Source organism: Cellulomonas xiejunii (assembly GCF_024508315.1).
GTDB lineage: Bacteria > Actinomycetota > Actinomycetes > Actinomycetales > Cellulomonadaceae > Cellulomonas > Cellulomonas xiejunii.
In genome coordinates, this window is sequence record NZ_CP101987.1 from 3742070 (window position 1) to 3759328 (window position 17259).

The window sequence follows — 17259 nt, forward strand, 5'->3', positions numbered from 1 at the left end:
CCGGTGATGGCGCGCCCCGGATCACCGGACCCGGGGCGCGTCAACCGGCGTGCTCGTCAGCCCGCAGCGCCGGGACGAGCGGAGAGGTTGGCTGCTCCGCGTCCGAGCGCGCGTACCGCCAGGTCGGCCAACCCGTCCGCGTCGAGTCCGGGCCACCCGTGGAGCTTCTCGCGCCACTCTTCCGGGACCACGGCGGCTCCGTGCGCCGCACCCGCGAGCGCACCCGCAATCGCCGCCACCGTGTCGGTGTCCCGCCCTCCGCGCACCGCACGCTCGAGGACGTCGACGAGCCCGGTGCCGTGGTGGATCGCCGACCACGCGCCCTGCAGCGCCTGCACGACCCAGCCGTTCTTGTCGAAGTCGGCGGGCTGCGACGCCTCCGCCTCGGCGATGAGCGCCGCCCACCGGTCACGGCGTTCCGCCGGCAGCCACACGAGCTGCGCGTCCAGGTCCATGACACCGTCGCGGACCGCGTGCCGGACGGCCGTCGACCACAGGACGCAGGCGTCGCCCGCGTCCGGGTCCGCGTGCGTGAGGTCGGAGACCGCACGAGCGGCCGACGCCAGCGCCTCCTCCTGCCCGTCGCCGAGGTAGCCGAGCGCGACGGGCCCGGTGCGCATGAGGGTGCCGTTCCCACCGGCCCCGCGCGGGTTCGCTGCGTAGTACGCGGCCGCCGACTCGCGCGCCGCCGCGGCGGTGGGCGTCGGCAGCGCAGAGAGCAGGTTGCGGGTCTGCACGCCGACGTCCTTCGCGGTCCGCGCCCAACCGACCCAGGCTGCGACGACGCGGTCCAGCGACGTCTCGTCGTCCAGCGAGCCGCCGTCCGCCAGCACCTGGGCGATCGGCACCGCCATCGACGTGTCATCCGTCCACTCCCCCGGCGCCCAGCCGAAGCTGCCGCCGCCGGCCATGTGGACGGGCTGGCCATCGGGCAGCGGCGGGCCGAACTCGTAGCCGGCGCCGAGTGCGTCACCTGCCGCGGAGCCGAGGAGTGCGCCGATGGCACGGTCGAGGTGGGCGGATGTCATGGGTCTCCGGACTCGAGAGGGGATCGCAGGTGCCGCCGATCTCCCAGACCGCGCGGGTCGGACAGAAGCCGACGGGTTCCTTGACGCAGGCGGATGAAGATCCTCGGCAGTCATTGCTAGTGCAACACAAAGCTGGTGAGCTCCACGTCGTGAGTGCTGCGACGAAGCGACGGATCGCCCCCGCTGTTAGCCGACCAGCACGCACCCACTGCGCGCGCCTTGAGGGCCCGGTCCCGTGCTAGCCGGCCTTCTGGACCACGTCCTCGACGAGTACGACGCGAGGAACACCCCCATCGTCGGCGACCACGTCGTTGTCGCTCGTGGTCGGCGGTACGACGCCGACAAGCTCGAAGCCGCTCTGCAGGCCGCAACATCGGCCTCCGAACGCCCGCTCCGCCCCAGCAGTCGGCTCCCCCTGCTTGAGGCGGCTGGATTCCGCGTGCTCTCGCTGCAGGCGTGGTCGGCAGACGACGAGCTGCTGTGGCGCATGAGCGTCTGGCACGAGATCCAGCAGCACGACGGGCTGGTCGCGCCCCAGTGGCTGCGTGCCCGTGGCGTGTACGGCGGCGGTCAGGGCATCTACGTCGACAAGCAACGAACCCGGGTCCTGACGCCGACCGGGCTCGCCGTCAGCGTCTTGTCGACGGGCCGGCACTACTCCGACCAGTCCGGCGTTGAGCGCATGATCTACAGCTTCCCGATGACGCGACGCCCTGCGGGACGCGACCGTGCAGAGATCGACGCAGTGACGGCGCTACTCGCCGCTCGGATGCCGCTGTTCGTCATCGAGAACGTCGGGGCGCTTCGACGAGTCCGCCTCGCGTGGGTGACCGCTTCCGCAGGCCCCGCACAGAGCTTCCTGTTCGAGTTTGCTCCTCAGCCACCCCCACCACTGGTCGTCGGGCCGGATCCCCAGCGGCCGTTCGAGCGCGACACACCGCGGCACCGCAGAGCGGTGACGACCAACCGGGCCGAGCGGGACGCGCACTTCACCTACCGCGTCCTGCACCGTTATGAGGCGCGCTGCGCGATCAGTGGAGTCCCGGTGAAGGAGGTGCTCGACGCAGCCCACGTCATCCCGGTCGCCGAGGGCGGCCCGGATGACGAGCGCAATGGAATCCTCCTGACCGCGACCCTGCACCGCGCCTTCGATGCGGGACTGTGGGCACTCAACCCGGCGAGCGGGACGATCGAGCTCGACCCTCGTGTGCAACCGGCTGACCTTCGACTGACGACCCTGCGGCTCCGTCACGGAGCGCCGTACCCGCACGCCGAGGCGATGGCGTGGCGGTACTCCAAGTTTCGGCATCGGGCCCAGAGCCAGGCATAGCTCGCGCAGCGACGGCGTAGGCGCTATCCCCATCACACGATCAGCCGTTGCGGTTGTATGTGAAAGCGACTTACAGTTGCGACTGTCACACTACGTGACGGGAAGTTGGCGGAGTCAGCGCGCCACAGAGCCTTATGGCTGAGGGAGACATCATGGCGACGCGTGTTGCCGCACGACGAGACCTGCTCATCGACGACCACGACTCCAAGCTCGCCGAGAACGTCCTGCAGTCCCTCGAAGGCCCGGAGGGCTTCCTCTCGGTCGCGCGGACGGACGCCGCAGCCGAGCCGCTCCCCCGCGACATCGGCGTCCTCCTCCAGGAGGTCCTACGGGCGGTCGCATCCGGTTCCACAGTGACAGTGACGACCACACCGCAGGAAGTGACGACGTCCACCGCGGCCGCGATGCTCGGGATCTCCCGACCCACGCTCATGAAGATGGTCAAGGACGGGACGATCCCCGCGCACAAGGTCGGGACCCACACCCGCCTGCGGGCGGAGGACGTGCTGGCGGCGAAGCGTGCGCGGCGCGAACGTGAGCGCGCCGCATTCGCTGCGCTGCTCGAGCTCGAGGGCGACGAGGAGTGATCGTGCGAGGTGCCGTCCGACACCGCCGGTGCCTCGCTCGGGTCACGGTCATCGATCGCTAGTGTCCGCGCATGCAGGGGACCGGACAGTACAGCGCCTTCGTCGACGCCAACGTGTGGTTCTCACGGACGCTGCGCGACTGGCTCGGCATGCTCTATACGGCTCCCGAGTCTCCTCCGTTCGTCGTCCACTGGACCGAGGACGTCCTGGCGGAGCTGATCTACCACTGCGCAAGAGCAACCCGAGCTGGCCAGGTGATCGCATCACGGGCATCCGCGACCAGCTCGCGGGCACGTTCGAAGCGGGTCGCGTCGAGCGGTTCGAGGTCGACGCGACATACCGCGGGCGCGACAGCGGCGACGCACACGTCCACGCTGCCGCGATGGCGTGCCGCGCGGACGTGCTCATCACCTGTAACGCCGCTGAGTTCACGTGGGACGAGAACACCTCGCGCTACGAGGTCATGCATCCGGACGACTTCCTCGTCTTCGTCGACGACTCATCGCCCGAGCTCGTCGCCAATGTCGTCAGCCAGATGTGCGCCTAATGGGTCAGGCGCCGCGGGGAAGCCGACCTGACGGCCTCGCTGCGTGGGGCGGGCTGCCCACAGTTCGCCGATCGGGTGCTGGCGCACCTGCATCGGCAGATGTGAAAACGATCGAGCTAACGCCGCCAGGACATCACAACCCCAGCGCCCGCTCCAGCTCCTCCTGCGTCACCTCCTGCGGCACCACCACCGCGTCCCTGAGCGCCACCTTGGAGCGCAGCAGCCGGTCGAGGTTGATGTCGAACGACTCGACGTCGGGGTGCAGCGCGATCGGGTAGTGCACGTGCACCTCCCGGGTCTGCCCGATGCGGTGGATGCGGTCCGTGGCCTGCGCCTCCTTGGCGGGGTTCCAGTGCCGTTCGAGGTGGATGGCGTGGTTCGCGCCCACGACGGTCAGACCCACACCGACTGCGAGGGGTGACAGGACGATGACGTTGAACCCGGGCACTGCTTCGAAGGCGCGGATCTTCGTCAGGCGGGTGTCGCCGGTGCCGGTGGCAGGGGTGTCACCGTTGACGATGTCGACGCGCAGCCCGTAGATCTCCCGCAGCCACAGCGCGAGGGCCCGCTGGACGTCCTTCGTCTTGGCGAAGACGATCGCCTTCTCTCCTGCGTCGCGGACCGTGTCGAGCACGCCGCGGACCGCGACGAGGGTCCGCGCGGAGTCGTCGACACGACGCGGGTCACCGTCGAGCGTGCCGTTGAGCAGGCCCGGGTGCAGCGAGGCGGCGCTCAGCTCGTGGAGCGTCTTGAGTGCGGCACCCTTGGCCCCGGCTCGCGCACGGTGGCCGGCCAGTACGTCGTCGTAGACCGCGACCTGCGCCGCCGGCATCGCCTGCGGGTACTCGTGGATCCGCTTGGGCGGCAGGTTCTCGAGGTGGTCCTCCTTGATGCGCCGCAGCATGAACGGGCCGACGGCCTCGCGCAGCTCCCGCCCGAGCTGCTCGTGCTCCGGCCCGCTCGCCGCCTTCATGGGCTTGACCCAGGTCTCCTGGAAGTCGGCCCAGGTGCCGAGGAGTCCGGGCTGCGCCGTGTCGACGAGCGACCAGAAGTCACGCAGCGAGTTCTCGACCGGAGTACCCGTCGCCAGCAGTTTGAACCGCGCCTTGAGGCCCTTGGCTGCGCGCGTCGCCAGGATCTCCGGGTTCTTCGTGGCCTGCGCCTCGTCGAGGACGACGACGCCCCAGTCGACGACGCCGAGGGACACCTGGTAGCGGCGCAGCGTCTCGTAGGTGGTGAGCACGAGGACGCCGGGACGGTCCAACCGCGCCTCCTTCCACCCCTCGCCGACGCGCAGCGCGACGTGGATGCGGTCCTCGCGCACCATGCCGTGCTCGTCGAGGTCGTCGGCAGAGGCAGCGGTCTCGCGGGTGGCGCCGTGCAGCCGGTAGTCGCCCAGGCCGGCGCCCTGGAGCACGACGACGTCGTCGAACGGGCCGTGCCGCGTGCCGAACGTCGACTCGATCTCCTGCAGCCAGTTCTCCAGCAGTGCCACCGGCATGACGGCCAGGGTGGCCGGGACCTCTCGTCCCTGCTCGCGCAGTGGACGGTACGCCTCGGCGAGCGCGGCGAGCGTCATGAAGGTCTTGCCCAGGCCCATGTCGTCGGCCAGGAGCGCCCCTTGGACGCGCGTGGTGTCGTGCGGCCCCGCGAGGAGCGCATCCTGCATGAGCCCGGTCATCCACTCGATCCCGGTGCGCTGGTGCGGGAACGGGCTGCGCCGCAGGGCCGCCTCGTCGAGCGGCTGCAGCGGCCTGGCTGCGAGAGCACGTTCCCGGAGGCGGTCCGTGGCGTCCGTCGCATCGAGGATGTGCATCCCGACGGTGACGACCGGACCGGTCCGCTCGTCCGACGGCTCGACCGGTGACGCGGCGGGCTCGGTGACCCCGAGCGCGTCGATGCGCCGACGGGACGCGTCGAGCGCCTCCTGCACGAGGGAGCGGTCGGAGACGTCGACCAGCTGGTCCCCCACCGGGACGACCGACTCCCCGCTGTCCCAGGCGGCGGTGACGGCCCGTTCGATGGACTCCTGCTGCTGGGCGTCGCGCGCGGCGGTCTCGAGCAATGCCGGCGGGCTGAGGGACGTCTGCTCCCCGAACCACGCGATGCCGCTGGCGGCGGCCTCGTTGAACGTGACGGGGGCGATCACGCCCAGGCCCGCGACGCGGGCGCTGAAGCGGATGTCGACGTCGACGACAGCGGGGTCGTAGAAGGATCCGGGCGCCTCGAACAGCCGACGAGCCTGGTCGGCGGGGATGCGGGGGCGTCGGCGCACCTCGCGCACACCGGCCACGTGCTCGGGCTCGAGGAGGACCAGCGTGTTGTCGGCGCGGAGCACGGCCGCCTGCGGGGGCGTCCCCTCGTCCGTGTCGCCGGCGGCGACGTGGTCCAGGTGGTGCCACCGCTTCGCGACCAGCGAGCGGTCGATCTCGGGGCCGAGGTCCGGCTCCACCATCAAGGAGCCGTCCGGCTGCGGCTCGACGAGGATGCCGACCGACCGCGGGGTCACCGTGGTGAACCTGTCGAGCGCGCCGAGCGACACCCGGAAGTGGTCGTCGCGGACGTTGCGGTCGCCGCTCGTCGCCAGGCGCTGCGCCTGCTGGAGCTCGGCGACCAGCCGTACGTTCGCCGTCTCCGTCCGGGCGTCGGGAGGCAGCGCCGCGTGGTCCTCGACGGCCCGCAGTGCGCGCAGCAGCGGCAGGCTCGTGCGGTGCAACCGGCCGCCGGCGCGGACGACGGGGCCGCGGCGGCGCGGCGCCTCCGGGTACGGCCCCACCTGCAGATCCAGGTCGATCCCGAAGTCCGCGTGGTCGGTCCAGCGTCGGACGTCGGCGTGGATCCCACCGGTGAACCGTGGTGGCAGGTCGAGGACCGCGGCGTCGTCGTCCTGCAGGAGTGCGAGCTCCTCGGCCGGGACCGCGAAGCCGTCGGGAAGGTGGGCGGCCCTGCCCTCGTCGACGAGCGCGTCGAGCACGTAGTACTGCTCCTGGGCGGTGCGCTGGGCGCGCCCATCTCCCATGAGCGCGAACGTCTCGGCGTCGGTGACGAAGCGCGTCTCATCGCCGTAGTCGATCCGGAAGCCCGGCGTCGGGGAGAACTCGTCGTCGGGGGTGGTGCTGCGGCGCTTGCGGATGCGGTCGATGAGGCCCACGGTCAGCGCCATCCTGCTCGGCGTCGCGCCAGGTCGGCGTAGTCGTTGGGCGTCATGAGCGCCCGCTCGTCCAGCACGACGCCCCGGGACCGCAGGAAGTCGAGCGCCGTGCGGATCCACTCGGTGCCCTGATGAGTCACCGCGAGGTACATGTGCCCGCCGTGGTTTCGGAAGTGTCGCTCGGGGTACACCTCACGCAGGTACGCGACGTCGAACTCGGTGGCGCTTCGGTCTTCGATCGCCGGAACACCACCACCGACGTAGAGGTGGAGCTTGAAGTTGTGTGATCCCTCGACCAGGGAGAAGCTCCCACAGTCGATGTAGACCATCGCCGTGTCACCGGAGATCGACCCGCGCAGTACCGCAGCGTCCGTGGCCACCGTCGACGTCCGGGCGATCCACCTGCGGATGCCGTCACCCAGGATGAGGCGCACGTCCTGCGCGAGGTCCTGCTCGTACAGCCCCAGGAGGAAGCGTCGACGCCGCTCGAGCATGCGTTGCATGCCCTCGTTCCCGGTCTCCCGCGCGTACGCCTCGACCCCGTCGAGGAACGCCCGCAGGTTGAGACCCTGCATCCAGCGGACAGCCCGCTGGACCGCCTCCGGTGAGACACGTGCCCACCACGTCCGCCACTGGTTCGTCTCCTGCGCCCGGGGGTCACCACCGATGGCGAGGACAGCCTCGAGCCAGGTGGTGCTCGGGTGGTGGGTCGGCTTGGCGGTGAGCGCCTCCAGCACGAGGTGGCCGAAGTACCGGCCGTCGGCATCCGTCGTCTCGGTGCGTTGCCGGGCCACCACCTCGTCCGTGATGGACGTGAGGTACGGCTGGTCGTTCCGGGCTGCGTCGGCGGCCGCGATCCAGGCGAGGAAGTACGCGTCCCGGGCGACCCGCCCGAAGCGTGAGTCGAGGTGCGCCGAGAGCCCGTGACTCCGCAGCCAGGTGACCGGGTCGATGTCCTGCGTGATGAGCCAGGCTGCAAGCCGCTGCGGCCCGTCAGGGACGAACATCACCGCGGCGTTGACACGGAGCGACTCGACGACGTCGCGCTCCCCCCGCGTTGGCGCCGTCCGCACGGCCTCCCGCACCAGACGGGCGAGCGCGTCGAAGGTGCCCGGGCGCCACTCGTCGAGGAGGTCGAAGTGCTCGAGCAGCAGGGACACCGCGGTGATCGTCGTCAGACGGGAGAACACGCCCGCGATGCTCAGCGACTGCAGCAGACCGGGGGTCATCGTGGCCCGCGCGAGCGCCTCGTCGTCGGCCCACACGGTGATCACGGCCCGCAGGAAACGGCGGTCCCGCGACCGCCTGAGCACAGCGTCGTGCTCACCCGCCGTGAGTAGCGATCGCGCCTCCGCGACGAGCGCGTCGAAGTTGCGCCCGGTGCCGGCGCGCTCCGTGATCGCTCCCGCCGCTTCCGCCCGTTCCTGCCAGGCTGCAGTGACGCTCGGCTGCCACGCGGGCAGTCCGACGGTCCAGGCGGGCAGCTCGACGAGCGTCGTCCTCATGCGGTGTCCGCCCCGGCCGCATCGCGGATCGCCGCCAGCTCGTCCTGCGAGAACCGGTGCTCCGTGAACCGGATGTCGATACGCCGGTTCGCCGCTCGGTCGGCGTCGGTGACCTGGGTGGCGTTGACCGGACGGGTCTCGGCGTAGCCGGAGACGGAGAACAGTCGCTCGCCCGCGTGCCCGGTGAGCCCGCCGAGGTCTGCCGGGAGCCGTCCCTCCCACAAGCGCCACAGCGAGATCGCACGGTTGGACGACAGGCCCCAGTTGCCCCCGTACAGGCTGTCCATCGGGACGTCGTCGGTGTGACCCTCGACGAAGACGGTGTCGAGCTGCCGGTAGCGCTCGTCCTTGACCAGCGCATCCGCGATGACCGTGCCGATGGTCAGTGCACTCGCCTCGTTCTGGGGGCGGATGTCCGACGAGCCGCTGTCGAAGCCCAGGAGCTCGACGGGCACACGGATGACCGTGTGCGCGGCGTCCACCTCGACGCCGATGCCCTGCGCGGCGAGCGTGTCGCGGATCTCCGCGACCATCTCGGCCCGGACCTGCTCGCTCGTGCTCAAGCTGTTGAGCACGTCGTCGAACCGGTCGCCCCGCGCCTTCGCTTCTTCGGCCTCGGCGCGGACCTGTGTCAGCGCGTCCTGCTCCTGCGTCAGCGAGAACACGAGCGCCACGGCTGCCAGCATGAAGACGGTGAGCAGGGCCGTCATGAGGTCGGAGAAGGAGATCCAGACGGTCTCCTCGGCACTCTCCGCAGCGCGTCGACGGCGCAGGATCCGGGTGCTCATGCCCCCACGCTCGCGTCAGCGACAGGACGCGGCACGCTGAGCTCGTCCACCGCGTCCGAGAGCGCACTGGTCGCCCGGATCATGTTGCTCGTGAAGGTTTCGGTCTGGCTGTTCCAGGTGTCCATCCGCTGCGCCGTCTGCGCCTCGACCTTGCTGCCGTAGTCCGCCAGCCACCCCGCCATCGCCGCCGAGTGGCGGGTGAGCTGCTTGTCGAGGTCCTCGAGGAACGCGCCCTGCGTGGTGCGCATCGCGTCGAATCCGCCGTGCAGCGTGCGCGACGCCTCGGCGAGACGGTCCGCCGCAGCGGTCGAGCGCTCGGCCAGGTTCGTGACGACCTCCCGCTGACCGTCGAGAGCACGCGCGACCTCGACCGTCCGGCTCGCCATCTCGTCGAGGGTGCCGACGCTCGCCGCGAGGGTCGAACCGAGCGTCGTGCTGACCTCGCCGAGGCCGCCGGCCACGCGCTCGAGGTTGGCGGTCGACGTCTCCATCCCGCTCGCAGCCTCCCCGACCAGGCCCGCGGCCCGGTCGAGGTTCGCGACCACCTTCGGCAGCGCCTCGTCGAGCAGCTCGACCTGGCGAGACGCGGCCTCCGTGATCGCCTGGATCTGCGCAGACGTCGTGCGCTGCATCTCGGCCATGTGGGCGAGGTGCTGGTCGGCCTGAAGCGCGAGCTGCGTGCCCATGTACTCGAGCGTGCTGCGCATCGACTCCGAGGACGTCCGCAGCTCCGTGGCCAACGTCGTGCCGATGTCGTGGAAGGACGCGGTGAGCTGGCCCGAGATCTCCTTGAAGACGTCGGCCGACTGGTTGGCGGCGCGGTTGGCCAGGTCCTGCATGATCGGTGCGAGCGACTCCTGGATGGCCGCGCTGACCGCCTCGCTCGTGTTCGCGGTCATGGTGCGCACCGACTCCTGCAAGGAGGAGCCGATCTTCTCGTGGAGGTGGGCCAGTGCCTCCTTCGAGTCTGCGGTGGAGGACGCGATCTCCGAGAGGGACTGCTCGGGAGAACGCATCTGGAACAGGTCGTCGATGCGCGCCTGCAGCGCGCGCGCCCTCTTGATGACGCGTCGCTCCTGGTACCGCTCGGAGACGTTCGTCACCAGGCTCATGAACACGCCCCAGAGCGAGGCTGTGAACCCGAGCGAAGCACCGTGGACGAGCCCCTGGATGCCGACGCGCAGCTCGTCTGCCGTCGAGCCGAGATCGAGGCCCCGCAGACCCACGGTGAGGCCGATGAACGTGCCCAGCAGCCCCAGCATCGTCAGAGCCGTCGGAGCGGCGTGCACCAGGCGGTTGTCGACGAGGCGCGGCGCGAACCGGTGCTCGTTGAAGAACTCTGCGGCCTCGACGGTGTTGAAGAGCTGGCGACCATCGCTCACCAGCGTCTCGTTGAACTCCCGCCACGCGTGCGCCACCGGGTCGGACTGCGCCTCAGCACGTTCGACGATCTCCGACCGGCGTGCCCACAGGTCGCCCTGCACGACACCGTCGAGCGGCCGCGCCGACTCCTTGAGCAGCGCCACCGCGCGCCTGGCCTCACGCGTCGCGAAGAGGACGACCCAGAGGGACAGCCCCCAGATGACGAGCACCAGGATCGGCGTCACCGCCTCCACGGTGCCGCTGAAGAGCATGCCGAAGTCGGGGAACACGTTCATGGGTCAGGTCACTTCCGTCAGGATCCTGGGTGAGACGCAGCGCGAGAACGCACGGCCCTGTGACCCGATCGGCCGATCGGGGGACATGCTTGAGGTGGGCTCGACAACGGGTGTGCGTTGTGCGCCACGGACGGTGGCCATGCATGGACGACATCTCCTGGAGGGCAGCGCCGCTGCGCGAAGCACCTCTTGCCGATCGGTCTCGCGAGCATCAGGCTGCCGCCATGACTCTCTGGACAGGCCCTCGAGGCCCCGGACCATCCCGAGAATGACGGCTCGGGGCAGTGGCTCTACGAGTTCCGCGTGGACAACCCCGGGGGGCTGCCGATCGACAGCGTCGAGGCGACGGTGCATCTCCCCGTGTCGGTGCGTCGGGTGAGATACAGCGGCCGCCTCGGCGACCCGACTCTCACGCTGAAGCTTCACGCGCCAGTGATTGGCGCACACGCCGACCGACGATGGAAACGACGCCTGATCCTCCCTTTCGAGGAGAGGAGCAAGCTGAGGAGCATCTACGCAGAGGTCGCGTTCTCGTCCATCACAGCGGGGCGTCGGGTCAACCGGTGGCCCAGGCAGGCGAACAGTCCCGACGTGTAGGACCAACGATCACCTCAAGGACGACGACACCGCAACTACCCCCACGGCGGGTACTGCGTCGACATCGCAAGGATCTCGTTGGACCAAGAACCGGCGGCCCGGCGACATCCGAACCGTCGAGCCGTGCCTGATTCCCGCATCATGGTCCAGCACCCAGCTGACCGGCGAAGCCCCCATCACGCCAGATCGAAGAAACGTTCGAAGAACGCAGCGAGCTTGTCGATGACCGTCTGCTTCTTGGCTCCGTGGTTCGAGCCCTTCGCGAACCGGGAGACCGGAGGCAAGATCTGGGTGATGGCGGTGCCCGTGCCGCGTACCTGTCCGTCGCGGAAGGCGGTGTCGACGAAGGCGCGGGTCTGCTCGGGCCGCAGGTTCTCCTCAATGATGATCCGGGCGAGCTCCGCCTCGCGCTTGGCCGCCACGTAGGCGCGCCACTCCTCGGCGACCTCCTCGTCGACGGACAGCCGGTCGACGAACTCCTCGATGAGGTCCTTCTTGTTGCGCAGCGACGGGCTGGAGTCGACCGCGCGGTCGATCGTGGCCTTGATCTCCTTGTCCTCGCCATCGCCCTTGGCTGCCCGGTACTTCTCGACGAGCATGAGGATGTAGTCGACGTTGATCTCGACCTGCTTGATCAGCTCGATCTCGAAGACGACGTCGTCGTTGATCGATTCCCGGTCGGCCCGATCCGTGCGGCGGAAGACCTGGTAGAGGTCCAGGTAGACCGACTGGTAGTCCTGCAGGTCCCGGTCCGACAGGATCTGGCCGCCGGCGAAGTCGTCGAACGACACCAGGATGTTGCGCAGCCGCAGCAGCGCCCCGAACAGGGCGATGAAGTCCTTCTGCGCCTGCTTCCCGATGATCTGCTGCCCGAGGGGGAACCGCTCGCGTAACTCGGTCACCTTCTCGGCGTACTCGTCGAAGTACTCGCCGTAGGGCTTGAGCAGCACGATGCCGGCGGCGTCCTTGTTGCCGAACAGCGCGATCGCGTCGTTGGTCTGGGTCTCCAGGTCCCGGAAGGAGACGACGTTGCCGTAGGTCTTGACCGAGTTGAGGATCCGGTTGGTCCGCGAGAACGCCTGGATCAGGCCGTGGGCGCGCAGGTTCTTGTCCACCCACAGCGTGTTCAGCGTGGTCGCATCGAACCCGGTGAGGAACATGTTGACGACGATGACCAGGTCGACCTCGCGGTTCTTCATCCGCAGGGACAGGTCCTGGTAGTAGTTCTGGAAGCCGTCCGCGCCCGTGTCGTACGAGGTGCCGAACATGTCGTTGTAGTCCTGGATGGCGTCCTCGAGGAAGTCGCGCGACGAGCGGTCCAGGAGATCGGTCTCGAACTCCTCCTCGCCGAGCAGCCCTGCGCCGGTCTCGTCCTCGGCCTCGTTGGGTGCGTAGGAGTAGATGAGCGCGACCTTGAGCCGCTTCGCCTCCGGCAGGTCGGCCTGGAGGCGGCCGAACATGTTGTAGTAGATCTTCGCTGCCTCGATGGACGCCGTCGCGAACAAGGCGTTGAAGCCGGCTACGCGACGGTCCTTGAGGGCGTAGGTCTGGTTGCGCTTGGTCTTCTGGTCGAAGTGGTCGATCACGTACTGCGTGACCTGCCGCACGCGGGAGGTGTCGAGCAGCGCACGCTCGGTGTCGATCGCAGAGACCTGCTTGTCGACGACCGCGCCGACCTTGACGGTGTTGACGTAGTCGATGCGGAAGGGCAGGACGTTCTTGTCGCTGATTGCGTCGACGATCGTGTACGTGTGCAGCTTGTCGCCGAACGCCTGGGCCGTGGTCCGCAACGCCGGGTTCCCGCCCGTGCCGGCATTGCCGGCGAAGATCGGCGTCCCGGTGAATCCGAACAGGTGGTACCGCTTGAACGCCTTGGTGATGGCGGTGTGCATGTCACCGAACTGCGACCGGTGGCACTCGTCGAAGATGATGACGACGTGCCCGTCGTAGACAGCGTGGCCCCTGTTCTTGGCGATGAAGGTCGACAGCTTCTGGATCGTCGTGATGATGATCCGTGCTGAGGGGTTCTCGAGCTGCTGCTTCAGGACTGCCGTCGACTTGTTGGAGTTGACCGCGCCCTTCTGGAACCGCTCGTACTCGAGTTTGGTCTGGTAGTCCAGGTCCTTGCGGTCGACGACGAACAGCACCTTGTCGACATCACCGAGCCTGGACGCGAGCTGCGCCGCCTTGAAGGACGTGAGGGTCTTGCCGGACCCGGTCGTGTGCCAGATGTATCCCCCTGCCGCAGGGGTGCCGAGCTGCTTGAGGTTCGTGGAGGTCTCGATGCGGTTGAGGATCCGTTCCGTCGCCGCGATCTGGTATGGGCGCATGACGAGCAGCATCCGGTCGTGGGTGAGCACGCAGTACCGCGTGAGCACGTTGAGCAGCGAGTGCTTGGCGAAGAAGGTCCGGGTGAACCCGACGAGGTCGGTGATCGGCTTGTTGGTGGCGTCCGCCCACCAGGACGTGAACTCGAAGGAGTTCGAGGTCTTGCGGCCGCGCTTGCCCTTGCTCTGCTCGTCGAGGTGCTGCGCACGGGTCGTGTTCGAGTAGTACTTCGTCAGCGTCCCGTTGGAGATGACAAAGAGTTGGACGTACTCGAACAGGCGTGAGCCGGACCAGAACGAGTCGCGCTGGTAGCGGTTGATCTGGTTGAACGCCTCCCGGATGTCGACCCCCCGCCGCTTGAGCTCGACGTGCACCAGCGGCAGCCCGTTGACGAGGATCGTCACGTCGTAGCGGTTCGCTCGCTGCGCCGGGACGTCTGCCCCCGCGTCCGCTCCGGGCACCTCGTACTGGTTGATCACTTGCAGCCGGTTGTTGTGGATGTGGGTCTTGTCCAGCAGGGTGATGTTCTTCGACGACCCGTCGTCGCGCCTGAGCAGCTGGACGTGGTCCTCCTGGATGCGGACCGTCTTCTCGACGATGCCGTCCCGCTCCCCCGAGATCTTCTCGGTGAAGAACCGCTGCCACTCGCCGTCGGTGAAGGTGATCCGGTTGAGCGCCTCGAGCTGGGTGCGGAGGTTCGCGATCAGATCGGCCTCCGCGGTGATCGGCAGGTAGTCGTACGCCTGCTCCCGCAGCAGCCTGACGAGTTCGGCCTCGAGCTCGGCCTCCGACTGGTAGCGCGTCGCCTCCGCCGGATCGGCCGCGAACTCCGCGACGACCGTCGACTCCGACGACACAGCGATCGGTTCGAACCGCGCAACCGCCCCATCGCTCACGCAACAACCTCCTTGAACGACAGCAGCCGATCGCGGTAGTACGCGTACTGCTGGCGACGCGCCTCGATCTCCGCAGGCAGGCCCGACGACAGGTCGTTCACAAGGGCATCGAAACCGTCGAGCAGGTCCACAACCCGCTGCTGTTGCTCGAGCGGCGGGACAGGAACGAGCACCGTCTTCAGCGAGTTCGCGTTGAACTGAGGCTGGGCACCCCCACCCACGAGGCGATTCGCCTGACTCCAGTACAGCTGACTCTGCGCAAAATGCCAGTAATAGGAAGGAAGAAGCGTCCTCTCGCCGAACCGGATCCGGATTAGGAATGAGGCATACACGGCCGGGGCGATCTCGCCGATCAGGACTGTCTTGCCGTACGTCGCCCCCGTGCGCGCCATGAGAACGTCACCCGGCTTTACGAGGTACTGGTCGGTGTCATGCGACATATCGACAAACTTTGCACCATTCGGAAGCAGCTTGCCCTGAGGGTTGATGTCGGTAATCCGAATGAACCGGTAGTCACCCTCCATCTTCGCCGTAGCGGTGTAGCCGTACTTGAACGCCGCAATCCTCCCTAGCGGCACCCAGTCGACGTCTCGATCAGCGAGAAGGAGCGAGTCACGGTAGTGGGCGTACTGCTGCGTGCGCACCTCCAGCTCCGCCTCCAGCTCCGCCTCCAGCTCCGCCTCCAGCTCCGTGAAGGCATCCAAGACCCTCACGATCTCCCGCTGCACCTCGAGATGCGGTACCGGAATCCGGATCCTTGCCAGTCGGTCACCCGAGATCCTGCGAACCTTGGTTCCCGTGATCCCGCTCTGCTTCTGATCCTTGAACGCCTCGGACTGGAAGAAGTAGGCCACATATTTCGGATCGAGGCCGTGCCGGTAGATATGCGCATCCCCGCTGACGGCAACCTCGGTCCCGCCAAGCCAAGCCGTGGCCTTCGCTACCGCACCGTCATCCTCACTTGTCGTCGCAATGATGAGGTTCCCTGGCTCGGCCCTACGTAGGCGCGCAGCAAACTCCGGCTCGACGCAGGAGACCGCCTTCTCAGTCCATACGCCATAGACCGTGTGGATCTGGCCATAGTGGATCGCAGGAACCCCCGTATCCCGCAAGTCCGTCTTCTGCAACCCGTTCCCACGGACGAATTCACCAACATCGCCGAGGGTCCTGTACTCGACTCCGTCAGGCGCGTAGCGCTCGATCAGCTCATCGATGCGGCTCACGCGTCCACACCTTCGAGACCCGCGACGATGGCGTCGATCTGCTTACGCAGTGAGGCCTGGCGTTCAACGATGCCCGCGATGCGGGCGTTGAGCTCGGTGATGTTGACGACCTCCCGGGTGTCCTCAGCTTCCACCCAGGACGACACGGAGATGTTGTAGCCGTTCTCACCGATTGCCTCGTTCTCGACGAGGCGCGCGAAGTGAGCGACGTCCTCCCGGGCCGTGAACGCCTCCAGGATCCTGGCCTGGTTCGCCTCCGTGAGCTTGTTCTTGTTCCCGCCGCGCACGAACTCGGCAGACGCGTCGATGAACAGCACCGCATTGTCGGTCTTGGACTTCTTGAGCACGATGACGCAGGTCGCAATCGTCGTCCCGAAGAACAAGTCCGGCGGGAGCTGGATGACGGCGTCGACGTAGTTGTTGTCGATGAGGTACTTGCGGATCTTCTGTTCCGCACCGCCGCGGTAGAGCACGCCGGGGAACTCGACGATCGCCGCGGTGCCGTTGACGGCGAGCCACGACAGCATGTGCATCGTGAAGGCCAGGTCCGCCTTGGACTTGGGGGCGAGCACACCGGCCGCCGCAAAACGCGGGTCGTTGATGAGCAGCGGGTTGGCGTCGCCCTCCCACTTGATCGAGTAGGGCGGGTTGGACACGATCGCCTCGAACGGCTCGTCGTCCCAGTGGGCCGGGTCGATGAGGGTGTCGCCATGGGCGATGTCGAAGTGCTCGTAGTTCACGTCGTGCAGGAACATGTTGATGCGGCACAGGTTGTACGTGGTGAGGTTGATCTCCTGGCCGTAGTACCCCTGGCGCACGCCATCCTTGCCGAGGACCTTGCGGTACTTCAGCAGCAGTGACCCTGACCCGCACGCCGGGTCGTACACCTTGTTCACGCTCGTCTTGCCGACCACGGTGATGCGGGCGAGCAGCTCGGAGACCTCCTGCGGGGTGTAGTACTCCCCGCCGGACTTGCCGGCGGACGAGGCGTACATCTGCATGAGGTACTCGTACGCGTCGCCGAACGCGTCGATCTTGTTCTCGGTGAACGGCCCGTTGCCGAGGTTCAGCTCCCCGATCGCGTCGAGCAGCTTGACGAGCCGCTCGTTGCGCTTGGCCACCGTGGGCCCGAGCTTGTTCGAGTTGACGTCCATGTCGTCGAACAGGCCCTTGAGGTCGTTCTCGGCGACCGTACCGACAGCGGACCCCTCGATATTGCGGAAGGCCCGCTCCAGCGTCTCGTTGAGGTTCTGGTCACGGAGTGCTCGTGCGCGGACGTTCGCGAAGAGCTCCGAGGGGCGGATGAAGAATCCCTTCTCCGCCACGATCTCCCGGACGAGGTCGGGGTCCTCGACGTCGCGGTTGGGAACCTTGACGTAGTCGAAGTCCGGATTGCCCGACGCGTGCTCGTGGGAGTTCAGGTAGTCGGTGAGGTTCTCCGAGATGTACCGGTAGAAGAGGAACCCGAGCACGTACTGCTTGAAGTCCCAGCCGTCGACGCTGCCACGGAGGTCGTTCGCGATCCTCCAGATGGTCTTGTGGAGCTCTGCCCTCTGGGTCTCGCGGTTCATGCGGGTGACATTAGCCCCGCTCGCCGACACACCGGCTCCAACGACGCCGG

Annotated in this window: 12 protein-coding genes; 4 read left to right on the top strand and 8 right to left on the bottom strand. The window is 68.0% G+C overall.

The annotated features are described in order from the left end of the window. Positions 1–56: 56 nt before the first annotated feature. Positions 57–1028 (bottom strand): ADP-ribosylglycohydrolase family protein, encoded by a 972-nt coding sequence (locus NP048_RS17195; RefSeq protein WP_227575211.1) that lies wholly within the window; start codon positions 1026–1028, stop codon positions 57–59. Positions 1029–1263: 235 nt separating this feature from the next. Here NP048_RS17195 and NP048_RS17200 point away from each other — a divergent pair, with 235 nt between their 5' ends. The 3 genes from NP048_RS17200 to NP048_RS17210 all read left to right on the top strand — a co-directional run bounded on the left by NP048_RS17200 (position 1264) and on the right by NP048_RS17210 (position 3492). Then, the gene (locus NP048_RS17200; protein ID WP_256769341.1) at positions 1264–2358 is read left to right on the top strand and encodes an HNH endonuclease; all 1095 of its coding nucleotides are present in this window, start codon (positions 1264–1266) and stop codon (positions 2356–2358) included. Positions 2359–2510: 152 nt separating this feature from the next. Next, positions 2511–2945, top strand: a complete 435-nt coding sequence (locus NP048_RS17205; RefSeq protein ID WP_227575209.1) for a helix-turn-helix domain-containing protein — start codon at positions 2511–2513, stop codon at positions 2943–2945. 382 nt (positions 2946–3327) lie between these two features. Then, entirely contained in the window at positions 3328–3492 is a 165-nt protein-coding gene (locus NP048_RS17210) for a hypothetical protein (RefSeq protein ID WP_227575208.1), read from the top strand. A 133-nt stretch (positions 3493–3625) separates the two neighbouring features. Here the strand turns inward: NP048_RS17210 and NP048_RS17215 are convergent, their stop codons facing one another. The 4 genes from NP048_RS17215 to zorA are packed head-to-tail and all read right to left on the bottom strand — an operon-like array spanning position 3626 to position 10594. Continuing rightward, positions 3626–6655 carry a DEAD/DEAH box helicase gene (locus NP048_RS17215; protein WP_227575207.1) on the bottom strand — a complete coding sequence of 1010 codons (3030 nt, stop codon included), beginning with the start codon at positions 6653–6655 and terminating at the stop codon, positions 3626–3628. Continuing rightward, positions 6646–8148 (bottom strand): EH signature domain-containing protein, encoded by a 1503-nt coding sequence (locus tag NP048_RS17220; RefSeq protein ID WP_227575206.1) that lies wholly within the window; start codon positions 8146–8148, stop codon positions 6646–6648. Before NP048_RS17220 ends, NP048_RS17215 begins: the two co-directional genes overlap by 10 nt. Then, positions 8145–8936, bottom strand: a complete 792-nt coding sequence (locus NP048_RS17225) for an OmpA/MotB family protein (RefSeq protein ID WP_227575205.1) — start codon at positions 8934–8936, stop codon at positions 8145–8147. The genes NP048_RS17220 and NP048_RS17225 overlap by 4 nt, the downstream gene beginning before the upstream one ends. Beyond that, positions 8933–10594 (bottom strand): anti-phage ZorAB system protein ZorA, encoded by a 1662-nt coding sequence (zorA, locus tag NP048_RS17230; protein WP_227575204.1) that lies wholly within the window; start codon positions 10592–10594, stop codon positions 8933–8935. Before zorA ends, NP048_RS17225 begins: the two co-directional genes overlap by 4 nt. Before the next feature lie 303 nt (positions 10595–10897). Between zorA and NP048_RS17235 the strand changes: the two genes are divergently transcribed. Then, positions 10898–11191, top strand: coding sequence for a hypothetical protein (locus NP048_RS17235; RefSeq protein ID WP_227575203.1), 294 nt, complete (start codon positions 10898–10900; stop codon positions 11189–11191). Between the two features lie 176 nt (positions 11192–11367). Here the strand turns inward: NP048_RS17235 and NP048_RS17240 are convergent, their stop codons facing one another. Genes NP048_RS17240 through NP048_RS17250 form a run of 3 tightly spaced genes read right to left on the bottom strand, consistent with a single transcriptional unit; the run spans position 11368 to position 17209 of the window. After that, positions 11368–14415: a type I restriction endonuclease subunit R gene (locus NP048_RS17240; protein WP_227575202.1), complete on the bottom strand. Its 3048-nt coding sequence runs from the start codon at positions 14413–14415 to the stop codon at positions 11368–11370. Continuing rightward, entirely contained in the window at positions 14412–15638 is a 1227-nt protein-coding gene (locus NP048_RS17245) for a restriction endonuclease subunit S (protein WP_227575201.1), read from the bottom strand. The genes NP048_RS17240 and NP048_RS17245 overlap by 4 nt, the downstream gene beginning before the upstream one ends. After that, a complete protein-coding gene (locus NP048_RS17250; RefSeq protein ID WP_227575200.1) occupies positions 15635–17209 on the bottom strand; it encodes a type I restriction-modification system subunit M in 1575 nt (524 codons plus the stop codon). The genes NP048_RS17245 and NP048_RS17250 overlap by 4 nt, the downstream gene beginning before the upstream one ends. Positions 17210–17259 lie beyond the last annotated feature (50 nt).

Bases quoted from the DNA above. Each gene is read 5' to 3' on its own strand.
- NP048_RS17195 (WP_227575211.1), bottom strand. From the start codon at position 1,028: ATGACATCCGCCCACCTCGACCGTGCCATCGGCGCACTCCTCGGCTCC.
- NP048_RS17205 (WP_227575209.1), top strand. From the start codon at position 2,511: ATGGCGACGCGTGTTGCCGCACGACGAGACCTGCTCATCGACGACCAC.
- NP048_RS17210 (WP_227575208.1), top strand. From the start codon at position 3,328: ATGGCGTGCCGCGCGGACGTGCTCATCACCTGTAACGCCGCTGAGTTC.
- NP048_RS17215 (WP_227575207.1), bottom strand. From the start codon at position 6,655: ATGGCGCTGACCGTGGGCCTCATCGACCGCATCCGCAAGCGCCGCAGC.
- NP048_RS17220 (WP_227575206.1), bottom strand. From the start codon at position 8,148: ATGAGGACGACGCTCGTCGAGCTGCCCGCCTGGACCGTCGGACTGCCC.
- NP048_RS17225 (WP_227575205.1), bottom strand. From the start codon at position 8,936: ATGAGCACCCGGATCCTGCGCCGTCGACGCGCTGCGGAGAGTGCCGAG.
- zorA (WP_227575204.1), bottom strand. From the start codon at position 10,594: ATGAACGTGTTCCCCGACTTCGGCATGCTCTTCAGCGGCACCGTGGAG.
- NP048_RS17250 (WP_227575200.1), bottom strand. From the start codon at position 17,209: ATGAACCGCGAGACCCAGAGGGCAGAGCTCCACAAGACCATCTGGAGG.